This is a genomic window from Maricaulis sp., assembly GCF_017642925.1.
GTDB lineage: Bacteria > Pseudomonadota > Alphaproteobacteria > Caulobacterales > Maricaulaceae > Maricaulis.
Genome location: NZ_JAEPOL010000011.1, coordinates 105,680 through 121,810, shown reverse-complemented (window position 1 = coordinate 121,810; position 16,131 = coordinate 105,680). Strand labels below are relative to the sequence as shown.

The 16,131-nt window shown below is 65.0% G+C and carries 17 protein-coding genes; 11 read left to right on the top strand and 6 right to left on the bottom strand.

What is annotated here, in order from left to right:
- Positions 1-88: 88 nt before the first annotated feature.
- Complete coding sequence (locus JJ918_RS10755; protein ID WP_291886913.1) at positions 89-742, bottom strand: TetR/AcrR family transcriptional regulator; 654 nt, start codon at positions 740-742, stop codon at positions 89-91.
- 114 nt (positions 743-856) lie between these two features.
- Here JJ918_RS10755 and JJ918_RS10750 point away from each other — a divergent pair, with 114 nt between their 5' ends.
- The 3 genes from JJ918_RS10750 to JJ918_RS10740 all read left to right on the top strand — a co-directional run bounded on the left by JJ918_RS10750 (position 857) and on the right by JJ918_RS10740 (position 5,049).
- Complete coding sequence (locus tag JJ918_RS10750) at positions 857-1,483, top strand: nitroreductase (RefSeq protein ID WP_291886910.1); 627 nt, start codon at positions 857-859, stop codon at positions 1,481-1,483.
- Between the two features lie 396 nt (positions 1,484-1,879).
- A complete protein-coding gene (locus JJ918_RS10745; RefSeq protein WP_291886908.1) occupies positions 1,880-3,844 on the top strand; it encodes a methyl-accepting chemotaxis protein in 1,965 nt (654 codons plus the stop codon).
- A 38-nt stretch (positions 3,845-3,882) separates the two neighbouring features.
- Positions 3,883-5,049, top strand: a complete 1,167-nt coding sequence (locus JJ918_RS10740) for a porin (protein ID WP_291886907.1) — start codon at positions 3,883-3,885, stop codon at positions 5,047-5,049.
- 6 nt (positions 5,050-5,055) lie between these two features.
- Here the strand turns inward: JJ918_RS10740 and queF are convergent, their stop codons facing one another.
- On the bottom strand, positions 5,056-5,517 hold the full coding sequence (gene queF, locus JJ918_RS10735; protein WP_291886904.1) for a preQ(1) synthase: 462 nt from the start codon (positions 5,515-5,517) through the stop codon (positions 5,056-5,058).
- Between the two features lie 130 nt (positions 5,518-5,647).
- On the opposite strand from queF, the gene JJ918_RS10730 reads away from it, so the two are divergent.
- Both JJ918_RS10730 and JJ918_RS10725 read left to right on the top strand, forming a co-directional pair.
- Positions 5,648-9,136, top strand: coding sequence for an ankyrin repeat domain-containing protein (locus JJ918_RS10730; protein ID WP_291886901.1), 3,489 nt, complete (start codon positions 5,648-5,650; stop codon positions 9,134-9,136).
- 28 nt (positions 9,137-9,164) lie between these two features.
- Positions 9,165-9,737 carry a hypothetical protein gene (locus tag JJ918_RS10725; RefSeq protein ID WP_291886898.1) on the top strand — a complete coding sequence of 191 codons (573 nt, stop codon included), beginning with the start codon at positions 9,165-9,167 and terminating at the stop codon, positions 9,735-9,737.
- Here JJ918_RS10725 and JJ918_RS10720 read toward each other — a convergent pair.
- Entirely contained in the window at positions 9,734-10,219 is a 486-nt protein-coding gene (locus JJ918_RS10720; RefSeq protein ID WP_271185986.1) for an Lrp/AsnC family transcriptional regulator, read from the bottom strand. The genes JJ918_RS10725 and JJ918_RS10720 overlap by 4 nt on opposite strands.
- A 205-nt stretch (positions 10,220-10,424) precedes the next feature.
- Between JJ918_RS10720 and ald the strand changes: the two genes are divergently transcribed.
- From ald to JJ918_RS10690, 6 genes are all read left to right on the top strand, one after another.
- On the top strand, positions 10,425-11,543 hold the full coding sequence (gene ald, locus JJ918_RS10715) for an alanine dehydrogenase (RefSeq protein WP_291886895.1): 1,119 nt from the start codon (positions 10,425-10,427) through the stop codon (positions 11,541-11,543).
- Positions 11,544-11,665: 122 nt separating this feature from the next.
- Entirely contained in the window at positions 11,666-12,457 is a 792-nt protein-coding gene (locus tag JJ918_RS10710) for a hypothetical protein (protein WP_291886893.1), read from the top strand.
- 172 nt (positions 12,458-12,629) lie between these two features.
- Entirely contained in the window at positions 12,630-13,295 is a 666-nt protein-coding gene (locus JJ918_RS10705; protein WP_291886890.1) for an HAD hydrolase-like protein, read from the top strand.
- A 126-nt stretch (positions 13,296-13,421) separates the two neighbouring features.
- Positions 13,422-13,745, top strand: coding sequence for a helix-turn-helix transcriptional regulator (locus JJ918_RS10700; protein WP_291886888.1), 324 nt, complete (start codon positions 13,422-13,424; stop codon positions 13,743-13,745).
- A complete protein-coding gene (locus JJ918_RS10695) occupies positions 13,742-14,146 on the top strand; it encodes an SRPBCC domain-containing protein (protein ID WP_291886887.1) in 405 nt (134 codons plus the stop codon). Before JJ918_RS10700 ends, JJ918_RS10695 begins: the two co-directional genes overlap by 4 nt.
- Before the next feature lie 30 nt (positions 14,147-14,176).
- On the top strand, positions 14,177-14,404 hold the full coding sequence (locus JJ918_RS10690) for a hypothetical protein (protein ID WP_291886885.1): 228 nt from the start codon (positions 14,177-14,179) through the stop codon (positions 14,402-14,404).
- A gap of 42 nt (positions 14,405-14,446) precedes the next feature.
- Here the strand turns inward: JJ918_RS10690 and JJ918_RS10685 are convergent, their stop codons facing one another.
- The 3 genes from JJ918_RS10685 to JJ918_RS10675 all read right to left on the bottom strand — a co-directional run bounded on the left by JJ918_RS10685 (position 14,447) and on the right by JJ918_RS10675 (position 16,110).
- On the bottom strand, positions 14,447-15,409 hold the full coding sequence (locus tag JJ918_RS10685) for a nitronate monooxygenase family protein (protein WP_291886884.1): 963 nt from the start codon (positions 15,407-15,409) through the stop codon (positions 14,447-14,449).
- 154 nt (positions 15,410-15,563) lie between these two features.
- Positions 15,564-15,869 carry a type II toxin-antitoxin system RelE/ParE family toxin gene (locus JJ918_RS10680; RefSeq protein WP_291886882.1) on the bottom strand — a complete coding sequence of 102 codons (306 nt, stop codon included), beginning with the start codon at positions 15,867-15,869 and terminating at the stop codon, positions 15,564-15,566.
- The gene (locus JJ918_RS10675; protein ID WP_291886881.1) at positions 15,859-16,110 is read right to left on the bottom strand and encodes a type II toxin-antitoxin system ParD family antitoxin; all 252 of its coding nucleotides are present in this window, start codon (positions 16,108-16,110) and stop codon (positions 15,859-15,861) included. Before JJ918_RS10675 ends, JJ918_RS10680 begins: the two co-directional genes overlap by 11 nt.
- Between the last annotated feature and the right edge of the window lie 21 nt (positions 16,111-16,131).

Below are 16,131 nucleotides of genomic sequence, written 5' to 3'. Positions count from 1 at the left end.
GCTGGCAAAGTTGCAGCGAGATGTAGGCTAAAAAACACCGTTTGAAAAGTGAACGGCGTTAAATTCTTTTACGTATGACGCGTATGCATCAACTCATGAGCCCGCGCATGATCAGGTCTGTGTGCAGATCGATCACGTCGTCACGCGTAACATGTTCCGAGCCCGGCATGCCACCGGGAAAGTCCTCGATACAGACGATGAGCATGGTCAGACCGTGCAGGCTCGCCCACACGCTCTTGGAGGCGACCCGCGGATCCATCTGCCGGAACACGCCTTCCGCCTGACCCTGCTGGATCATGCTGACCAGCGCCGACTCGGCCTGGAAACCGACTTCCTTTTCCTCGTGCATGTGAGGCTTGGCGCTGGTGGAGGGCGAGAAGGCCATCATGTAGTGATTGGGCTCTTCCATACCGGTCTCGATATAGGCCCGCATGCAACGGGCGCACAGCGGGGCAACCTTCCCCCCCTCGTCCATCGCCTCATTGATCCGGTCCATCAGCCGCTGGAAGAACATCTCGCGGATAGCGACGAACAGCTCGTCCTTGGACGCGAAATACTTGTAGATCGCGGCCGGGCTGTAATCGATCGCTTCGGCAAGGCGGCGCATGGAAATGCCCTCTTCGCCTTCGGAGGTGAAGATCGCTTCGGCCGCATCGATAATGGCATCACGCACCTTGCGGCGCCGGCGGTCGGCGGGCGTATCCTCGCTGTGATCCTCGTTCTCGGCGAAATCTGCAGACATGCCTTTACCACTCCCCCGTCCCTGTAGACAAAACCCTGTCCCCGCTACAGGTATAGCGACGACAGACCGCTCCGGTCAAAACACGCACACACCGCCACCCGCGAGGATGCCGCCATGACGAAGCCCGCTTTGCCCGACTTTCCCGCCCCGGGCGAACGTCTTGCCTCCAGCCACGCCAATGCCGACACGCTGACCCTGCTGACCCGCCGGCGCTCGACGACAGCGATCGCTCTTGCCGAGCCGGGCCCGTCGCCGGAGCAGGTCGACCAGTTGATTGGTATAGCGGCGCGCGTACCGGATCACGGAAAGCTGGCCCCCTGGCGCTTCATCGTCTTCGAAGGCGGCGCACGCGCCAATTTCGGCCAGGTGCTGGCGAAAATCTTTGCCGCGGCCAACCCCAATGCCACGCCCGACCAGATCGACGCCGAGGCCAATCGCTTCACCCGCGCCCCGCTGGTGATCGCGGTGATCTCCCACGTCGTGGAGAATCACAAGATTCCCGAATGGGAGCAGATCCTGTCGGCGGGCGCGGCCTGCCAGAACATGCTGATTGCGGCCTCGGCCATGGGGTTCGGCGCCCAGTGGCTCACCGAATGGTATGCCTACGATCCGTTCGTGAAGGACGCGCTGGGCCTGCGATCGGGCGAGCGCATTGCTGGCTTTGTCTATGTCGGCTCGGCACCGGACGAACCGGTCGAACGGGTTCGTCCGAAGCCGCAGACCGGGCGCTGGAAGGCCTGAAGCCCAGCACGCACCACCGGCGCATAATTAATTCACACCACATCCGGACGTGCTGGCGTCCGGCATTTCGGTGCGGCCGGGCTGTCACAACCGCCGGAACTGGTCGTACCGGGCTGCAACGGCGTTCGCCCGGCTCTGCCGGAATTTCCGCTTAAATTTCGGGTTTTAGCAAAACTGTCACATGACAGGCCCGCGCATCATGATAAACGCGGCTCCATTGTTCGTGTTTTTGCGTATTATCGATGTGTACAAAATAGCTAACTAAAACTGAACACTGACGAATGCCATATAACTGTAATCACGAACCTTTTTCGGTCCAACACCCCGGTTTGTTCTGAACGGAAGCTGGCGGTGCGTGCGGGCAAGGCATGGCGCGCGCTGGCGAGGGAGACAGGTATGCGAGGATTGGACAGGCTTTCGGTCTATGCCCGGGTGGGCATTCTCGGCGCGTTAATCGGCTTCACGCTGATCTCTCTGGCCGCGACCATGTGGTATAGCGACCAGGCAACCAGCACGGCCCTGGAAAGGCAACGCAATTTCAGCGAAATCGAGCGTCTCTCCCTGGAAATGGAGATCGGTGCCCTGCAGATGCGCCGGCGCGAGAAGGACTTCCTCCTGCGCCGCGAGACCCGCTACTTCGACGCCTATCGCGATAATGCCGCCCAGGTCGGCACGCTGCTGGACGACCTTCAGGCACTCGACACGCCTGCAGATATCAGCGCGGCCGTCGGCCGCCTGCGCTCCGCCCTGCCCCGGCACAGCGAAACATTTGCCGAAGTCGTCGCGGAACAGACCCGTCTCGGCCTGACCCATGACAGCGGGCTGCAAGGCACGTTGCGTGCTGCTGTCCACCAGGTTGAATCCCGCCTGGAAGCCTTCGGCGATGCCGAGCTGACCGTGCTGATGCTGATGATGCGGCGGCACGAGAAGGATTTCATGCTGCGTGGCGAGGCTCGCTATATCGACACCTTCGATACGCGCCAGGCCGAGTTCGACGCCCTGCTCGATGCCCGCGACTATCCCGCCGCCGACACCGCCGAAATCCGCACGCTGATGCAGGCCTACGGCCGCGACTTCCATGCCTGGGCCGAGGGTGAGCTTGCGCACCAGGACACGGTCTCCGAACTCAGCGCGATCTTTGCCGGCATGGATCCGGACTTCACACTCATCGCCGATCAGGCCCGGGCCGGCGGCCGCGCGGCTGCCAGCGCCCTGGCGGCAGAGCGCCAGCGGATCCGGCTGATTACGGCGGGCATCGTCGCGCTGATCGCGGTCATTGCCGGCCTGAGCTGCTGGCTTGTCGGGCGCTCGATCGCCCGCCCGGTCAATGCGCTGACCGGCGCGATGGACGAACTCGCCGGCGGACGGACCGACGGCGTTATCCCCGCAACGGACCAGGGCGGTGAGATCGGCCGCATGGCCCAGTCGGTGCTCGTCTTCCAGCAGAACCAGATCGAGATCGACCGGCTGCGCGCCGAACAGGCCGAGGCCGAACAACGCGCCGCCGGGGAAAAGCGCCGCCTCATGCACGAGATGGCGGACGAGTTCGACGCCAATGTCGGCTCCATTGCCGAAGACGTGACGCGCGCCGCCCAGGCCATGATCACCATTGCCGACCGCCTGCGCGTGAGTGCACACGAGTCGGAGGAACGTTCGACGGTCGTCGCGTCAGCGGCGGAAGAGACCTCGGCCAACACCCAGTCTGTTGCCTCGGCAACGGAAGAGCTGACCAGCTCGATCCGCGAGATCAACCGCCAGGTCACCGAGTCCCAGAACCTGACGCGCAACGCCGTCAAGGAAGCCGACGATACCCGCGCAACGGTCGCTGGCCTGTCCGAAGCGGTGGCCCGCATCGGCAGCGTCGTGACGCTGATCCAGTCGATTGCGGAACAGACCAACCTGCTCGCGCTGAACGCCACCATCGAGGCCTCCCGCGCCGGCGATGCGGGCAAGGGCTTTGCCGTCGTCGCTGCCGAGGTGAAGGCACTGGCCGACCAGACAGGCCAGGCAACCCACGACATCGCCGGCCAGATCGAGGCGATCCAGAAGAGTGGCGATCATGCCGTAACAGCCATTGGCTCGATGACCTCCATGATCGACCAGGTCTCCGGCAGCACGACGGCCATCGCCAGCGCGATCGAGCAACAGGACGCCGCTGCGCGCGAGATTGCCGGCAGCATCGCCCAGGCGGCCCAGGGCTCGGCCCAGGTCACCGAAAGCATCGCCGTGCTCTCCGGCAATGTCCGCGAAACCGATGACGGCGCCAGCCGCGTCCTCGATGCCGCCCGCGGCGTCTCCGAGGACGCCGGCCGCCTGCGCACCGCGCTGACCGGCTTCCTCGAACAGATCCGCGCCGCCTGACCCTGCCCATCAACCCCAAGAACAGTCCCACGATCGACATGCGTTATCTCATCGCCCTTGCCCTTCTTGCCTGCCCCTCAGCCTTTGTACCGGCCGCGGCTGACAGCTTCCCCGTGCCGCGCTGGCAGAGCGAGGATGGCGAGACGTCGATCAAGCTGCGCGGCCGGGTGATGCTCGACTTCGCCGATGTCGACTGGTCCAGCCCGACGACAGGCGCCCCGTCGGACACAAGCGAGTTCCGGACCGCCCGCATGGGCATCGAGGCACGGCATGGCGATTTCAAATTCGTCGCCGAATTCGACTTCGCCGGAGACAATACGGCGGCCAACGATGTCTATCTGTCCTATGCCTCACCGGTCGGCGAGTTCCAGGCGGGGCATTTCAAGACGATGAACTCGCTGGACGAACTCACGTCCGGCCGCTTCACCACCTTCATGGAGCGCGGTCTGGCGACCGACCTCTTCCACCTCGATCGCCGCATCGGCCTGTCCTACACGTGGCACGGTCATGGTGTTGTGGCGTCGGCTGGCATTTTCGGTGGCCGCATGGACGACAATTTCCGCTTCGCCGAGGCCGACGACACCAGCGCGCTGGCAGCACGGCTGACCTGGTCCGGTGAGCACAATGGCACGCGCCTGCATGTCGGGGCGTCCTGGCGTCAGCTCGACTATGCCCGCCAGGGCACGCGCATCCGCAGCTATCCCCAGGCGCACCTGTCCAACCGCTTCACCGCTGCAGACTATCGCAGCGACGCTGCGCTCGGCCGGGCCGTCTCCTCGGACTTCACGGGCATTGAAGCGGCCCTTGTCCGCGGCCCCTTCCACGCTCAGGCCGAGTATGCCCGCCTGTCGCTCGACGGCCCCCCCGGCAATCCGGACTTCGACAGCGTCTACGTCCAGGCCGGCTGGTTCATCACCGGTGAAAGCCGGGCCTACAAGGCCTCAAAGGGCGTATTCGACCGCACCACGCCCGCACGCGATGTCAGCGAAGGCGGCTATGGTGCGTTCGAGATCGCTGCGCGCTATGACGTGACGGATATGGGCGACGCCAATCTCGGCGAGATGCGTGCCACAACGCTCGGCGTGAACTGGTATCCGCTGGACCATGTCCGCGTCACGGCAAACTATGTCGCATCCGAGCTGGACGCCCCGGCCTTCACCGAAACCAGCGATGCCCTGCAACTGCGCCTGCAGCTGGACTGGTAGCGTCCGCTAGCCGCGGCCGCGATAGCCCGGCACGTCCTGATCGGGAATCCACACGCCCTTGGGCGGCTCGCCCGTGGCGAAGAAGACGTCGATCGGGATGCCGCCGCGCGGATACCAATAGCCGCCGATGCGCAGCCAGACCGGCTCCAGCTCCTTCACCAGGCGCTGGCCGATCCCCGTGGTACAGGCTTCGTGGAACGCGCCGTGATTGCGGAAACTGCCCAGATAGAGCTTCAGCGACTTGGATTCGACGATCCAGTCGCGCGGCACATAGTCGATCACCAGATGCGCAAAATCGGGCGCGCCGGTCACCGGGCAAAGCGAGGTGAATTCCGGGCACACGAAACGCGTCATGTAGGGCGCGTCGCACGGATTGGCGACGCGTTCGAGAACGGCGGTGTCCGGATTGTCGGGCAGCGGCGTCGTTGCGCCCAGCTGACCCAGATTGTCGTAGCGCTGATCGGTCATGGCGCGGAATTAGTCGCTCGCGCGCAGGCTGGCAAGCGGTCGCGCTGGTACGTTTGTACCAATTGACGGTTCGGGCTTTCCGTCGAATTCTGCCGTTGCGAGGGGGAGACCCTGCTGACGGGGAGATACAATGCCGGCTTTCGCGATCGGGCCAGTACGGCTCGCAGCAGGCCTTGCGGCCTTCAGCCTGCTGGCCAGCACGCCGGCCGCGGCACAGGAATTGACCTGCCAGTCGGGCGAACTCTTCTATTCCGCCGAACAGTATCTGGGCCTGGCCACAGAAGCTGAACGCGACCGTTTCCGTACCAATGCCCTGGTGCAGCTCTGGGGCAATGTCACTCCCACCGTCGCCAACCTCGCCAATGCCCAGGCCGCGACGGACTTCTCCGGCGGCCTTGCCACATCCCGTACCGCAATCGAGCGGGCCCTGGCGATGTCGGCTGCCGAACGCAGCGCCGCCCTGGCCGGCCGCAGCTTCACCGTCGGCCGCCTCAACCGGGTGCTCGCTTCGCTGGAAGACGGCGTCAGCATCATGTCGCGGCTGGGACCGGCCCTGGGCACGGCCAGCCAGATGATCGACGGGGTGAATATCCTCTACCACTCGACCAATGCCGTACGGACCGGCGATCGCCAGTCCAAGGTGCTGGCGATCCAGGCTGCCATGTCGCTCGCCCGCTCGCGACTGTCCGGATACTGGGGCGGCAATATGGGGCCGATGATGGGGATGGCGGGCCTGCTGGAGTATTCGATCAACACCTTCGCCACGGATGCCTGGTCGCGCTACGAAGACTATTGGTGGCAGGCCTATGTCGGCTATGCGCGCGAACGCCATGCCCTGTCGGCAATCGAGTGGGCCGAGCTTTACCAGCGTGAGGGCCGGGCCGGGATCGAAGCCCGGCTGAACGCGTTCTGGAACGATCCGGAAGACACCGTCGATGCGCTGGGCGTGCTCTACAATCCCAATGCCGGCGACCACCTGACCATCGCCCGTTCGGCCTATGCCGAAGCGGAGTACCAGCGGGTCTTTGCCGCCCGCTACATGATCGAGGTGGTCGAGCCGCGCATCATGCAGGGCTTCACCCAGCAGGCCGACCGGCTGCTCGACGATGCCATGGCGCAATTCGAGGACGCCTGCGAGGACGCGCTGGAAGAGGCCCGGGCGATCGATGCCGCCCTCGCCCTGCTTGCCGCTGCCGACACCGCAGCCCCCGGCGCCGATACCGTGCTCGATGCCGTGTTCGAGAATGATGTCGCCGCGATCCGCGAAGCGCTCGCCGCCGGCTTCGATCCCAACCAGACGGTGGACCTGCCGCCCGCCATGCCGTTCATGTATGCGGCGGGCTTCTATCTCGGCCGGGATCCGTCGCTTGCCCCGGCCATTGCCGCCCTGCGCGATGGCGGAGGCGATGTCCGGCCGGACGTGCCGCCCGGCACGCCGGAACCGATCATTGTCCCTGTCGGGGAAGGCAATGAAGCGGGGGCTTTCGCAGTCCTGGACGCAGGCTACCGCTCGCATTTCAGTTCGGCCGAGGGCGACACAATGATCCGCCGCGCCGTGATGTCCGGCATGCCGGGACTGATCCACCGCCTGATTGCAGAGGGGCATGCGGTCAACGTGACGGGACCCGACGGCTATCCGCTTCTCATCTCGGCGGTAAATGGCGGCAGAGCCGATATCGTGAGCGTCCTGCTCGATGCCGGCGCCGATCCGAATGCGCGCGGAACGGCCGAGGGCGCGCCGCTACACCTCGCGGCCCTTCGCGGCTCTGCCGACCTGATCCCGCTATTGGTTGCCGCCGGTGCGCGGATCGACGAGATCATGACGCCGGGCACGCGGCCTTATTCGCCGCTAATGATCGCCGCCATGCAGGGCCGGTTCGATGCTGTCCGCGCCCTTGTTGCCGCCGGCGCCGATCCGGCCATCCGCGCCAGCCGCGGCACGGCCGCGGATTATGCCCGCGCCAACGGACATGTGGAGATTGCCGACTATCTGGACGGGCTGGTGCCCGAACAGCCCCTCGTGCTCGATGTCAGCCGGATTGACGATTATTTCGACGATGTGGAGGATCTCATTACCGCTTCGGCGGTGGTTTCCCACGGCTTCGAGAGAGTCGCCACGGCCTCGATCACCAGCAGCGATCCGCGCATTCTGGAAGTGATCGAGCAACCCGATCTGCCTCTGATCGAGTGGATGAGCCGGGAGGCCCCGCCCCAATCCGCATTGATCGATTTCAGAGCTGTCGCGCGCGGCGTCGGAGAGGTCACGCTCACCGTGTCCGTCACCGATCGCGATGGCAACACGATCAGTGCCCAGCGGCGTGTCGGTGCCGGCCGGAAGCTGGACAGCATTGCGGAGGACATTGCACAATCAGCGCGCGAGTTTGACGGTGAAGGGATCCGGCGGAGTCTGGCGGGCGCGCCACGCGCCTGGCATTCAAGACTGCTCGCGGTGTGCGCCAGCGGATTTGGCTCGGGCGACAGTTGCCCGGACACGACGACCGGCGGCTTCGCCATCTACCACATGGCCTTTTCTGGCGATGTCAGTGTGCTGCAGATATTGCGCGAGTCAGGGGCCAGGCTGAACTATGTCTCGCGTGAAGACGGTGGTTCCCCGCTGCATGCGGCCGTGCTTGGCGGTCATGCCGGGACTGTCGACTGGCTCCTGAATGCCGGCGCGGATCCCGACGCCCTGACGCCCAGCGGCAATTCCGCCATCGTCGTTGCCGCCGCCCACAACAATCTGGCCCTGGTACAGCGCCTCCTCGCTGCCGGGGCGGATCCCAATCGCGGTACATTGCAGGACGGCACGAGTGCGCTGCACCACGCCGCCATCCACAACAATCGCGCCATGATCGATGCGCTGCTGAACGCGGGCGCGCGACCGGGTCCGGACGGATCCGGTCATGCGCCGGGCTATTACGCCTTCTGGCTTCACCAGGACGAGAATCTGGCCGTGCGGCTGGGCTATGGCGATGCACGCGGCTACGCCGAACGCGAGCGGCGTCGCAACGAACCCGATTTCGACTGGGCCGAATTCGCCCGCCGCATGCAGCCGGCCCTGGAACAGACAATGGGCGAGATCCAGACCGCGCAGAGCCAGTACAATGCGGGTGTCGCCGCCGCCAACAGCAATTACGACCAGACAATGGCCCAGGCCTTCCGGGATGCCGAACGCTTGGGACAGCCCCTGAACGCCCTTGGCAATCCGCCGCCCTACGCCACGCCATCAGATGCCGGCCTGCCTTCGCCCTATGCCGCCCAGCAATCCTCACGCGATCCAAACGTCCCGTCGTTCGACGGCATCGAGGCAGGCAACACGCCCGGACGCCAAGGACAGGACCTGCCGGATTGCGGCGGCGGCCTGGCCGGCCGGCAGGAAATGTTCATGGACTTCGCTGACGGGCGCGCCAGCCGCGAAATCCTTGCCCTGTCAATGTGTGTCTACAATCCCGGCCCCCACGAGCTGCGCTATGAGGTCCCCATTACCCTCTGCGGCCGCCGCTATTATGCGTCGCCGGTTCACGACCGGCGCCTGATCGGGGCGGTACAGGATGGCAGCATTCTGCGCGCACGCATCGGCGGGAGCCTTTCAAATCCCGACATGGACTGCACGCCCTGACTCTTCCCTGCAAACCCAGGACATTCCGATGCGCTTCTCCAACCGGCTTGCAAGCCTTGCTATCGCCCTCGCCGCCGCAGCATCCCTGTCGGCCACCCCGGCGCTGGCCCGTCAGGCTGACCCGGCCACCCAGGACCTGCACGCCGCGCTCGATGTGGCGGTCGTCACCGGGCTCGATTCTGTGGTCGAGCTGGTCCGGATATCGCTGGATGCGGGCGCTGACCCGCTGGCTCCGGTCGAGGCCCAGGGCCGCCAGGACAGCTATGCCTATCTTGTCGCGCTGGCCGAAGATGCCGCCGAACGCGAGGCGCAGGGGCTGATCGCCGGGGGAGACTGGCGGGCCGCCGCCTATCGGGCCTTCGCGCTGATGGAGGCCCGGGCGGCGCCGGCCAGCTGGACGATCTACTATCTCGATGCAGCAGTGACTCGCCCCGGAGAGGACATCGCCTTCTCCCGCGAGAGCGGCGGACTGCGCGGCACACGCGATCGCATGGCCGTCATCGCCCACGCCATGGCGTCTCCGGCCGAGCCCGACGCGTCGGGCTTTGTGCGGTATGACTGGGCGGCAGCTTATGAGGCCATGCTGGCGGAGAACGGTTAGTCGCCCTTCACCACGACCTCGTCCGGCACCGGCATTGTGGTGCGGGAGAAGACGCGGCGGATGGTGAAGCTGGAGACGAGGCGCGCCACGCCGGGCAGGCCGGAGAGCACTTCGCGGTGGACGCGCTCATAGTCGTTGGCGTCGCGCACGAGAACGCGGACGAGGTAATCCGCATCGCCGCTCATCAGATAGCATTCCATCACTTCGGGCACCGTCTCGACGGCTTCCTCGAAGGCGACGAGCGTCTCGCGCTTCTGATTGTCCAGCGTCACCTGGACATAAACCGTGATGCCGCGGCCCAGCGCCTTTTCCGATAGAATGGCGACATAGCGGTCGATCACACCGGCCTGCTCGAGCGCCTTCACCCGGCGATGACAGGCGGACGCAGACAGGCCGACGCGCTCGGCCAGCTCGGCATTGGTCAGGCGGCCATGGTCCTGAAGTTCCGTCAGAATAGAGATATCTACGCTATCGAGCCGCACAGGACACCCTCCCCAAGTTACGCCCGTTGCCCGCAGATCATTCTGGATTTGGGCAAAAAGTCAGTATATACGTCGCGATCAATGTCGTTTGGTGCACGATAATTCACACCACGCGGCGACGAATGTCAATTTTATTCGCGCAGGGCTCACCGGATCGAAGAATTCGGCGTTTTCCCGGCGCGATCCAGCAAAACGGGAAACAATCATGCGTATCGGGGTGCCCAAGGAAATCAAGGTCCGTGAATACCGTGTCGGCCTGACGCCGAACAGCGTCACGGAATTCGTGCGCCACGGCCACGAGGTCTTCGTCCAGTCCACCGCCGGCGACGGCATCGGTTTTTCCGACGAGATGTATGAAGCCGCCGGCGCGACCATCCTGCCGGACGCCGCTGCGGTGTTCGAAAAAGGCGAGCTGATCGTCAAGGTGAAGGAGCCGCAACCGTCCGAAACGGCGATGCTGAAGCCCCACCACACGCTCTACACCTATCTGCACCTCGCCGCCGACGCGGTGCAGGCGGAAGGCCTGCGCAAGGCCGGCTGCCTGTCGATCGCCTATGAGACCGTCACCGACAATGACGGCCGCCTGCCCCTGCTCACGCCGATGAGCCAGGTCGCCGGCCGCATGTCTGTCTCCGTTGCCGCACACTGCATGCAGAAGGCCCAGGGCGGCCGCGGCCTGATGCTGGGCGGCGTGCCCGGCGTCCTGCCGGCCAAGGTCGTGATCATCGGCGGCGGTGTTGCCGGTACGCATGCGGCCGAGATGGCCATCGGCGCCCGCGCCGACGTCACCGTGTTCGATCGCTCCAACCGCCGTCTGGCAGAGCTGGACGAGCAATTCTCCGGTGCCGTGAAGACCGCCTACTCCACCGCCGCAGCGCTGGAACAGGCCGTGCGCGAAGCCGATGTCGTGATCGGCGCCGTGCTGATCCCGGGCGCCGCCGCGCCGAAGCTGGTCACCCGCGCCATGCTGAAGGAGATGAAGGACGGCGCCGTGCTCGTCGACATCGCCATCGACCAGGGCGGCTGTTTCGAGACGTCCAAGGCCACCACGCACGACGACCCGACCTATATCATCGACAATGTCGTGCACTATTGCGTGGCCAACATGCCGGGCGCCTATGCCCGCACCTCCACGCTGGCGCTGAACAACGCCACCCTGCCGCTGGGTCTGGAGATCGCCAACAAGGGGCCGAAGGAAGCGCTGAACGCCAATCCGCACCTGGCGCGCGGCCTCAACACGGCGGAAGGCGAGATCTGCTACAAGCCGGTCGCCGACGATCTCGACATGCCCTACGTCAAGCCGTCCTGGCTGACCTCGATCTAGGGCACGTCATACACTGACAGCCGCAAAACGGGCCGCTCCGCATCATACCGGGGCGGCCCTTTTGTTTTGCCTGAAGGCAACCATAGCGGAACCAATGTCACCGCACGCCCGTTGAAGGGGGCATGAGACATCAAGCCCTGATATATACCGCCATCGCCTTGGTCGGCCTTGCCGGCTGCGGCGCTCCCGAGGACGAGCCGGCACCGGCTCCGGCCAATGAGCAATCGGCCACGCCTGGCACCACGCCGGACAGCCCGGCGCAGGAGGACCGCCGCGATCCCGACGGCACGATGCAGGACCTGCTCGACCACGTTGCGGCATCCAATGACGACACGTTCGAGCCGGAGGTCCAGGCCGGCGAAGGCGACAACCTGCAACTCAACGGCCCGCTTGTCGAAGGCAGCTGGAGCACGGCTGGCGCCGGCGGCATGGAATTCGGCCAGGAGGCCATGGTCGCAGCCGCCGAGCTGCGCTGCGCGGCTGACGGCTCGGCGTTGATTGTTTCCGTTCCCCAGCCGGAGGATACGTCCGACACGGACATGCCGGATTCGAGCGAACCAGCCGAGCCGGATACGGCCGACGCCGAATCGGCTGCCACACAGGACAACGCCGCCACGCGCGCCGGTTCGCTGATCACGCCGGCCGGTACCGTCACCGGCATGTTTGCCCCTGTCGAAGGTCGCGCCGGATGGATCGAAATGCGGATCCCGGCGAGCGAAGACACGCTGCAGGGCCTGCCGCGCGAGGGCCGGATCGGGATCGGACTGGAGGGCGAGGAGACGCGTCTCCTGCCGATCGAGGCCAGCCTGCTCAGCAGTCTTGAAGTCTGTGTCGAGCCCGCCGGCGAACCGGCTCCGGACGATGATGAAAGCGCCGCTGAAGATGGCGCAGAAAGCCCGGACAACGAGGGCTGACCCCGGGCAGACGGGTGGTGCCAACGGCGCGCGAACGAACCGGTTCGCGCGCCGTTCGGTTTTTTACACGCCGGTTAGCGGTTACAACGTGCAACCGTCACAAGAATCAGAAAACCCTGTTGTGATTGTGGGCAGCCTGACTGCCAGGAGCGAATAACCGGACCGGGACACGTTGGCGCGCTACGACCTGATCATCTTCGATTTCGACGGGACCCTGGCCGACAGCCTGACCTGGTTCCGCACCGTGCTGGGCGACGTTGTCGACAAGCACGGCCTGCCGCCGATCGATGATGCCCGGGCCGAGGCCCTGCGCGACCTGCCGCCCAAGGCGATCATGAACGAGCTGGGCATTCCGTCCTGGAAGATCCCTTTCCTGGCGGCTGATGTGCGCTCCCGGGCTGCCGAGAATGTGAACTGCATCCACCTGTTCGACGGCATCGACACGCTGATCCGGCAATTGTCGGACGCCGGTGTGAAACTGGCCGTCGTCAGCTCGAATGGCGAGACCGCCGTACGCGCGGTACTGGGCGAGGCCCTCTGCGAAAAGATCGACCTGTTCGCCTGCGGCGCGGCCCTGTTCGGCAAGGCCTCCATCTTCCGCAAGGTGATCCGCAAGGCCGGCACCACGCCGGACCGCACGCTGAGTGTGGGCGACGAGGTCCGCGATATCGATGCCGCCCGCGAGACCGGCTGCATCGCCGGGGCCGTAAACTGGGGCTTCGCCACGCAAGGCATTCTCGACGCCCAGTCTCCGGACGTGATGTTCGAGCGCCCCGCCGATATTGCCGCTCACTCGCTGGACGACGCCCGCTCTGCACGGCAGGCCCAACAGGCCTGATCGCAAGCGCTGACAGGCCTCCCGGCGCGCCGGGACATCGGCTCGCCTCCTCCTTCACGCTCGCCCTTGACGAACTCATAGCCCTCCAGTTATGGATTAACTCATAACCTGTGGGATATACGTTAAATGCCCGAAGCGCATGACCTGCTTTTCCGCACCCTCGCCGATCCGACGCGCCGGGCCCTGTTTGAACGCCTGTGCCGCGACGGCGATCTGACTGTCGGCGCTCTGACGGCGCAGGCCGGCGTGTCCCAGCCCGCCGTTTCAAAGCACCTGCGCGTCCTCAAACAGGCCGGCCTGGTGCACGACCGGCAGGCCGGACGGCAGACGCATTACAGCGCCCGGCTCGACGCCCTCGCCCCGCTGACCGACTGGACCCGGCAGATGACGGGCTTCTGGCAAGCCCGTTTCGACGATCTCGATGACCTGCTCAACAGGATGGACCAATGACCGATACCCGACCCCGCTCCGTTGTTGTGGAACGGGAATTTCCCCATGCCCCGGAAAAGATCTGGCGCGCCCTGACCCAGCCACACCTGATCGAGGAATGGCTGATGAAGAATGATTTCAGGCCCGTACCGGACCATCGTTTCGAGCTCGCCTTCGACTGGGGGACGGTGGAGTGCGTCGTGCGCGAGATCGAACCGCACGCGACGCTGTCCTACACCTGGACATCCGGCGAGCTGGACAGTGTCGTCACCTGGACGCTGGAGCCGACCACCGCCGGCACGCGGCTGCGCATGGAGCAGACCGGATTCCCGGAAAATCAGCCGCGCTACCTGATGGGCGCGACGGCCGGCTGGCCGCGCTTCCTCGACGCCATGGAAGCCGTGCTCGCGCGCATCGACTGACCCATCCCGTCCGGATCAAAGGAACACCCCATGAAATTCAGCCTGTTCATTCGCAAGAGCCATCGCTGGCTGTCGATCGCCTTCACCGCGCTGGTGCTTGCCAATATCGTCATCAATATCACCGGGCTGGGCGGCGAAAGCCTGGCGCTGGCCATCGGCCTGACGACACTGGTGCCGCTGATTCTCCTGATGGTCTCCGGCCTCTACCTGTTCGCCCTGCCCTATCTGGGTGGGAGGCGCGGTCAGACGGCAGAATAATAATTGTGGCGGGCAGGAAGCTGCCCGCCACTGCATCCGGACCTAGCGGCAGAGGCGGGCCTTGGCGGCCTCGTACTCCTCGGCCAGCTGGGCAATGAAGTCCGCGGCGGGGCGGACGGCCTTGACCGCACCAATGCCCTGGCCGGAACCCCAGATATCCTTCCAGGCCTTGGCCTTGGAACCGCCGCCGGAGCCGAAATCCATCTTGGACGGATCGCTTTCCGGCAGATCGTCCGGATCCAGCCCGGCATCGACGATCGACTTGCGCAGATAATTGCCGTGCACGCCGGTGAAGAGATTGGTGTAGACGATGTCCTCGGCCGAGCCTTCGACAATGCCCTGCTTGTAGGCCTCGTCGGCGCGGGCTTCCTCGGTCGCGATAAAGGCCGAGCCGATATAGGCGTAGTCGGCGCCCATGGCCTGGGCCGCCAGCACGCCGCCACCCGTGCCGATCGAGCCGGAGCACAGGATCGGGCCGTCGAACCATTCCCGCGTTTCTGCCACGAAGCCGAAGGGCGAGAGCGATCCGGCATGCCCGCCAGCACCCGCCGAGACGCAGATCAGGCCGGTCGCGCCCTTCTCGATCGCCTTGTGGGCAAAGCGCTGGTTGATGACATCGTGCAGCGTGATACCGCCCCAGGACTTCACCGCCGTATTCACATCCTCGCGGGCCCCCAGCGAGGTGATGACGACCGGCACCTTGTATTTCTCGCACAGCGCCATGTCCTCTTCGAGACGGGCGTTGGAGCGGTGCACGATCTGGTTCACGGCAAAGGGTGCGGCCGGCTTGTCCGGATTGGCGCGGTTATAGCTGTCCAGTTCCGAGGTGATCCGGTCGAGCCATTCGTCCAGCTGGCTGACTGGGCGGGCATTGAGCGCCGGGAAGGAGCCGACAATGCCGGCCTTGCACTGGGCCAGGACGAGATCCGGATTGGAAATGATGAAGAGCGGCGCGCCGATCACGGGCAGGCGGAGCTTGCCCTTCAGGGCTTCGGGTTCGGCCATGGGTTCTTCCCCTTGTCGTTTGAAATTCATCGACCAAGCGCATGTCCGCTCTTTTCGACGGCGCATGCGTAAACAGTGTTCAGGGCGACGTTAGAGGGAGGGGTATGGGATGTCGAGCCGGCGATGAAGTGACGTCCACGGCAATTTGCGGTGGCTAGCGGTCCAAACCGAACAGGCCGTCGACATCCATATGACCGTGGAGAATGCGGACGATTTCTATCCTGTCGTCTGCCAGACGGTATACGATCAGGTGATCCCCGGACTGCAGAATGCGAATGCCGGGACGCCAGTCGCCAAAGAGACGGCCGGACTGCGGAAACAGAGAAAGGCGCGCTATGGCCTCCTGTATGGTGCGGATATAGGCGTTGGCCTGGCGGACACTCCAGTTTCGAGCTGAAAAACGCCAGATCGAGTCCAGATCGTCCCTTGCAGCCCTGGTGAGATGCGGCTTAACCGCCATCCCGGAATTCCCGGTTCTTGCGTTCCAGAAACTCGTCAAAATCGAAGGGCTCGGCGCGGCCACTCGCCAGCCCTTCATCGATGGCTGCACGCAGTGCCCGGATTTTCTCTTCTTCCACCTGCAGCAGGCGCAGGCCGGCACGCACCACCTCGCTGGCCGATGCATAGCGGCCGCTTTCGACCTGCTCATGGATGAATTCGGCGAAGTGCTCGCCGACGGCAAAACTGGTATTCTTGGCCATCCGGGGTCTCCTTGTCCCATT

Coding starts and splice junctions, on each gene's coding strand:
- JJ918_RS10755 (WP_291886913.1), bottom strand. CDS start 742: ATGTCTGCAGATTTCGCCGAGAACGAGGATCACAGCGAGGATACGCCC.
- JJ918_RS10750 (WP_291886910.1), top strand. CDS start 857: ATGACGAAGCCCGCTTTGCCCGACTTTCCCGCCCCGGGCGAACGTCTT.
- JJ918_RS10745 (WP_291886908.1), top strand. CDS start 1,880: ATGCGAGGATTGGACAGGCTTTCGGTCTATGCCCGGGTGGGCATTCTC.
- JJ918_RS10740 (WP_291886907.1), top strand. CDS start 3,883: ATGCGTTATCTCATCGCCCTTGCCCTTCTTGCCTGCCCCTCAGCCTTT.
- queF (WP_291886904.1), bottom strand. CDS start 5,517: ATGACCGATCAGCGCTACGACAATCTGGGTCAGCTGGGCGCAACGACG.
- JJ918_RS10730 (WP_291886901.1), top strand. CDS start 5,648: ATGCCGGCTTTCGCGATCGGGCCAGTACGGCTCGCAGCAGGCCTTGCG.
- JJ918_RS10725 (WP_291886898.1), top strand. CDS start 9,165: ATGCGCTTCTCCAACCGGCTTGCAAGCCTTGCTATCGCCCTCGCCGCC.
- ald (WP_291886895.1), top strand. CDS start 10,425: ATGCGTATCGGGGTGCCCAAGGAAATCAAGGTCCGTGAATACCGTGTC.
- JJ918_RS10710 (WP_291886893.1), top strand. CDS start 11,666: ATGAGACATCAAGCCCTGATATATACCGCCATCGCCTTGGTCGGCCTT.
- JJ918_RS10700 (WP_291886888.1), top strand. CDS start 13,422: ATGCCCGAAGCGCATGACCTGCTTTTCCGCACCCTCGCCGATCCGACG.
- JJ918_RS10695 (WP_291886887.1), top strand. CDS start 13,742: ATGACCGATACCCGACCCCGCTCCGTTGTTGTGGAACGGGAATTTCCC.
- JJ918_RS10690 (WP_291886885.1), top strand. CDS start 14,177: ATGAAATTCAGCCTGTTCATTCGCAAGAGCCATCGCTGGCTGTCGATC.
- JJ918_RS10685 (WP_291886884.1), bottom strand. CDS start 15,409: ATGGCCGAACCCGAAGCCCTGAAGGGCAAGCTCCGCCTGCCCGTGATC.
- JJ918_RS10680 (WP_291886882.1), bottom strand. CDS start 15,869: ATGGCGGTTAAGCCGCATCTCACCAGGGCTGCAAGGGACGATCTGGAC.
- JJ918_RS10675 (WP_291886881.1), bottom strand. CDS start 16,110: ATGGCCAAGAATACCAGTTTTGCCGTCGGCGAGCACTTCGCCGAATTC.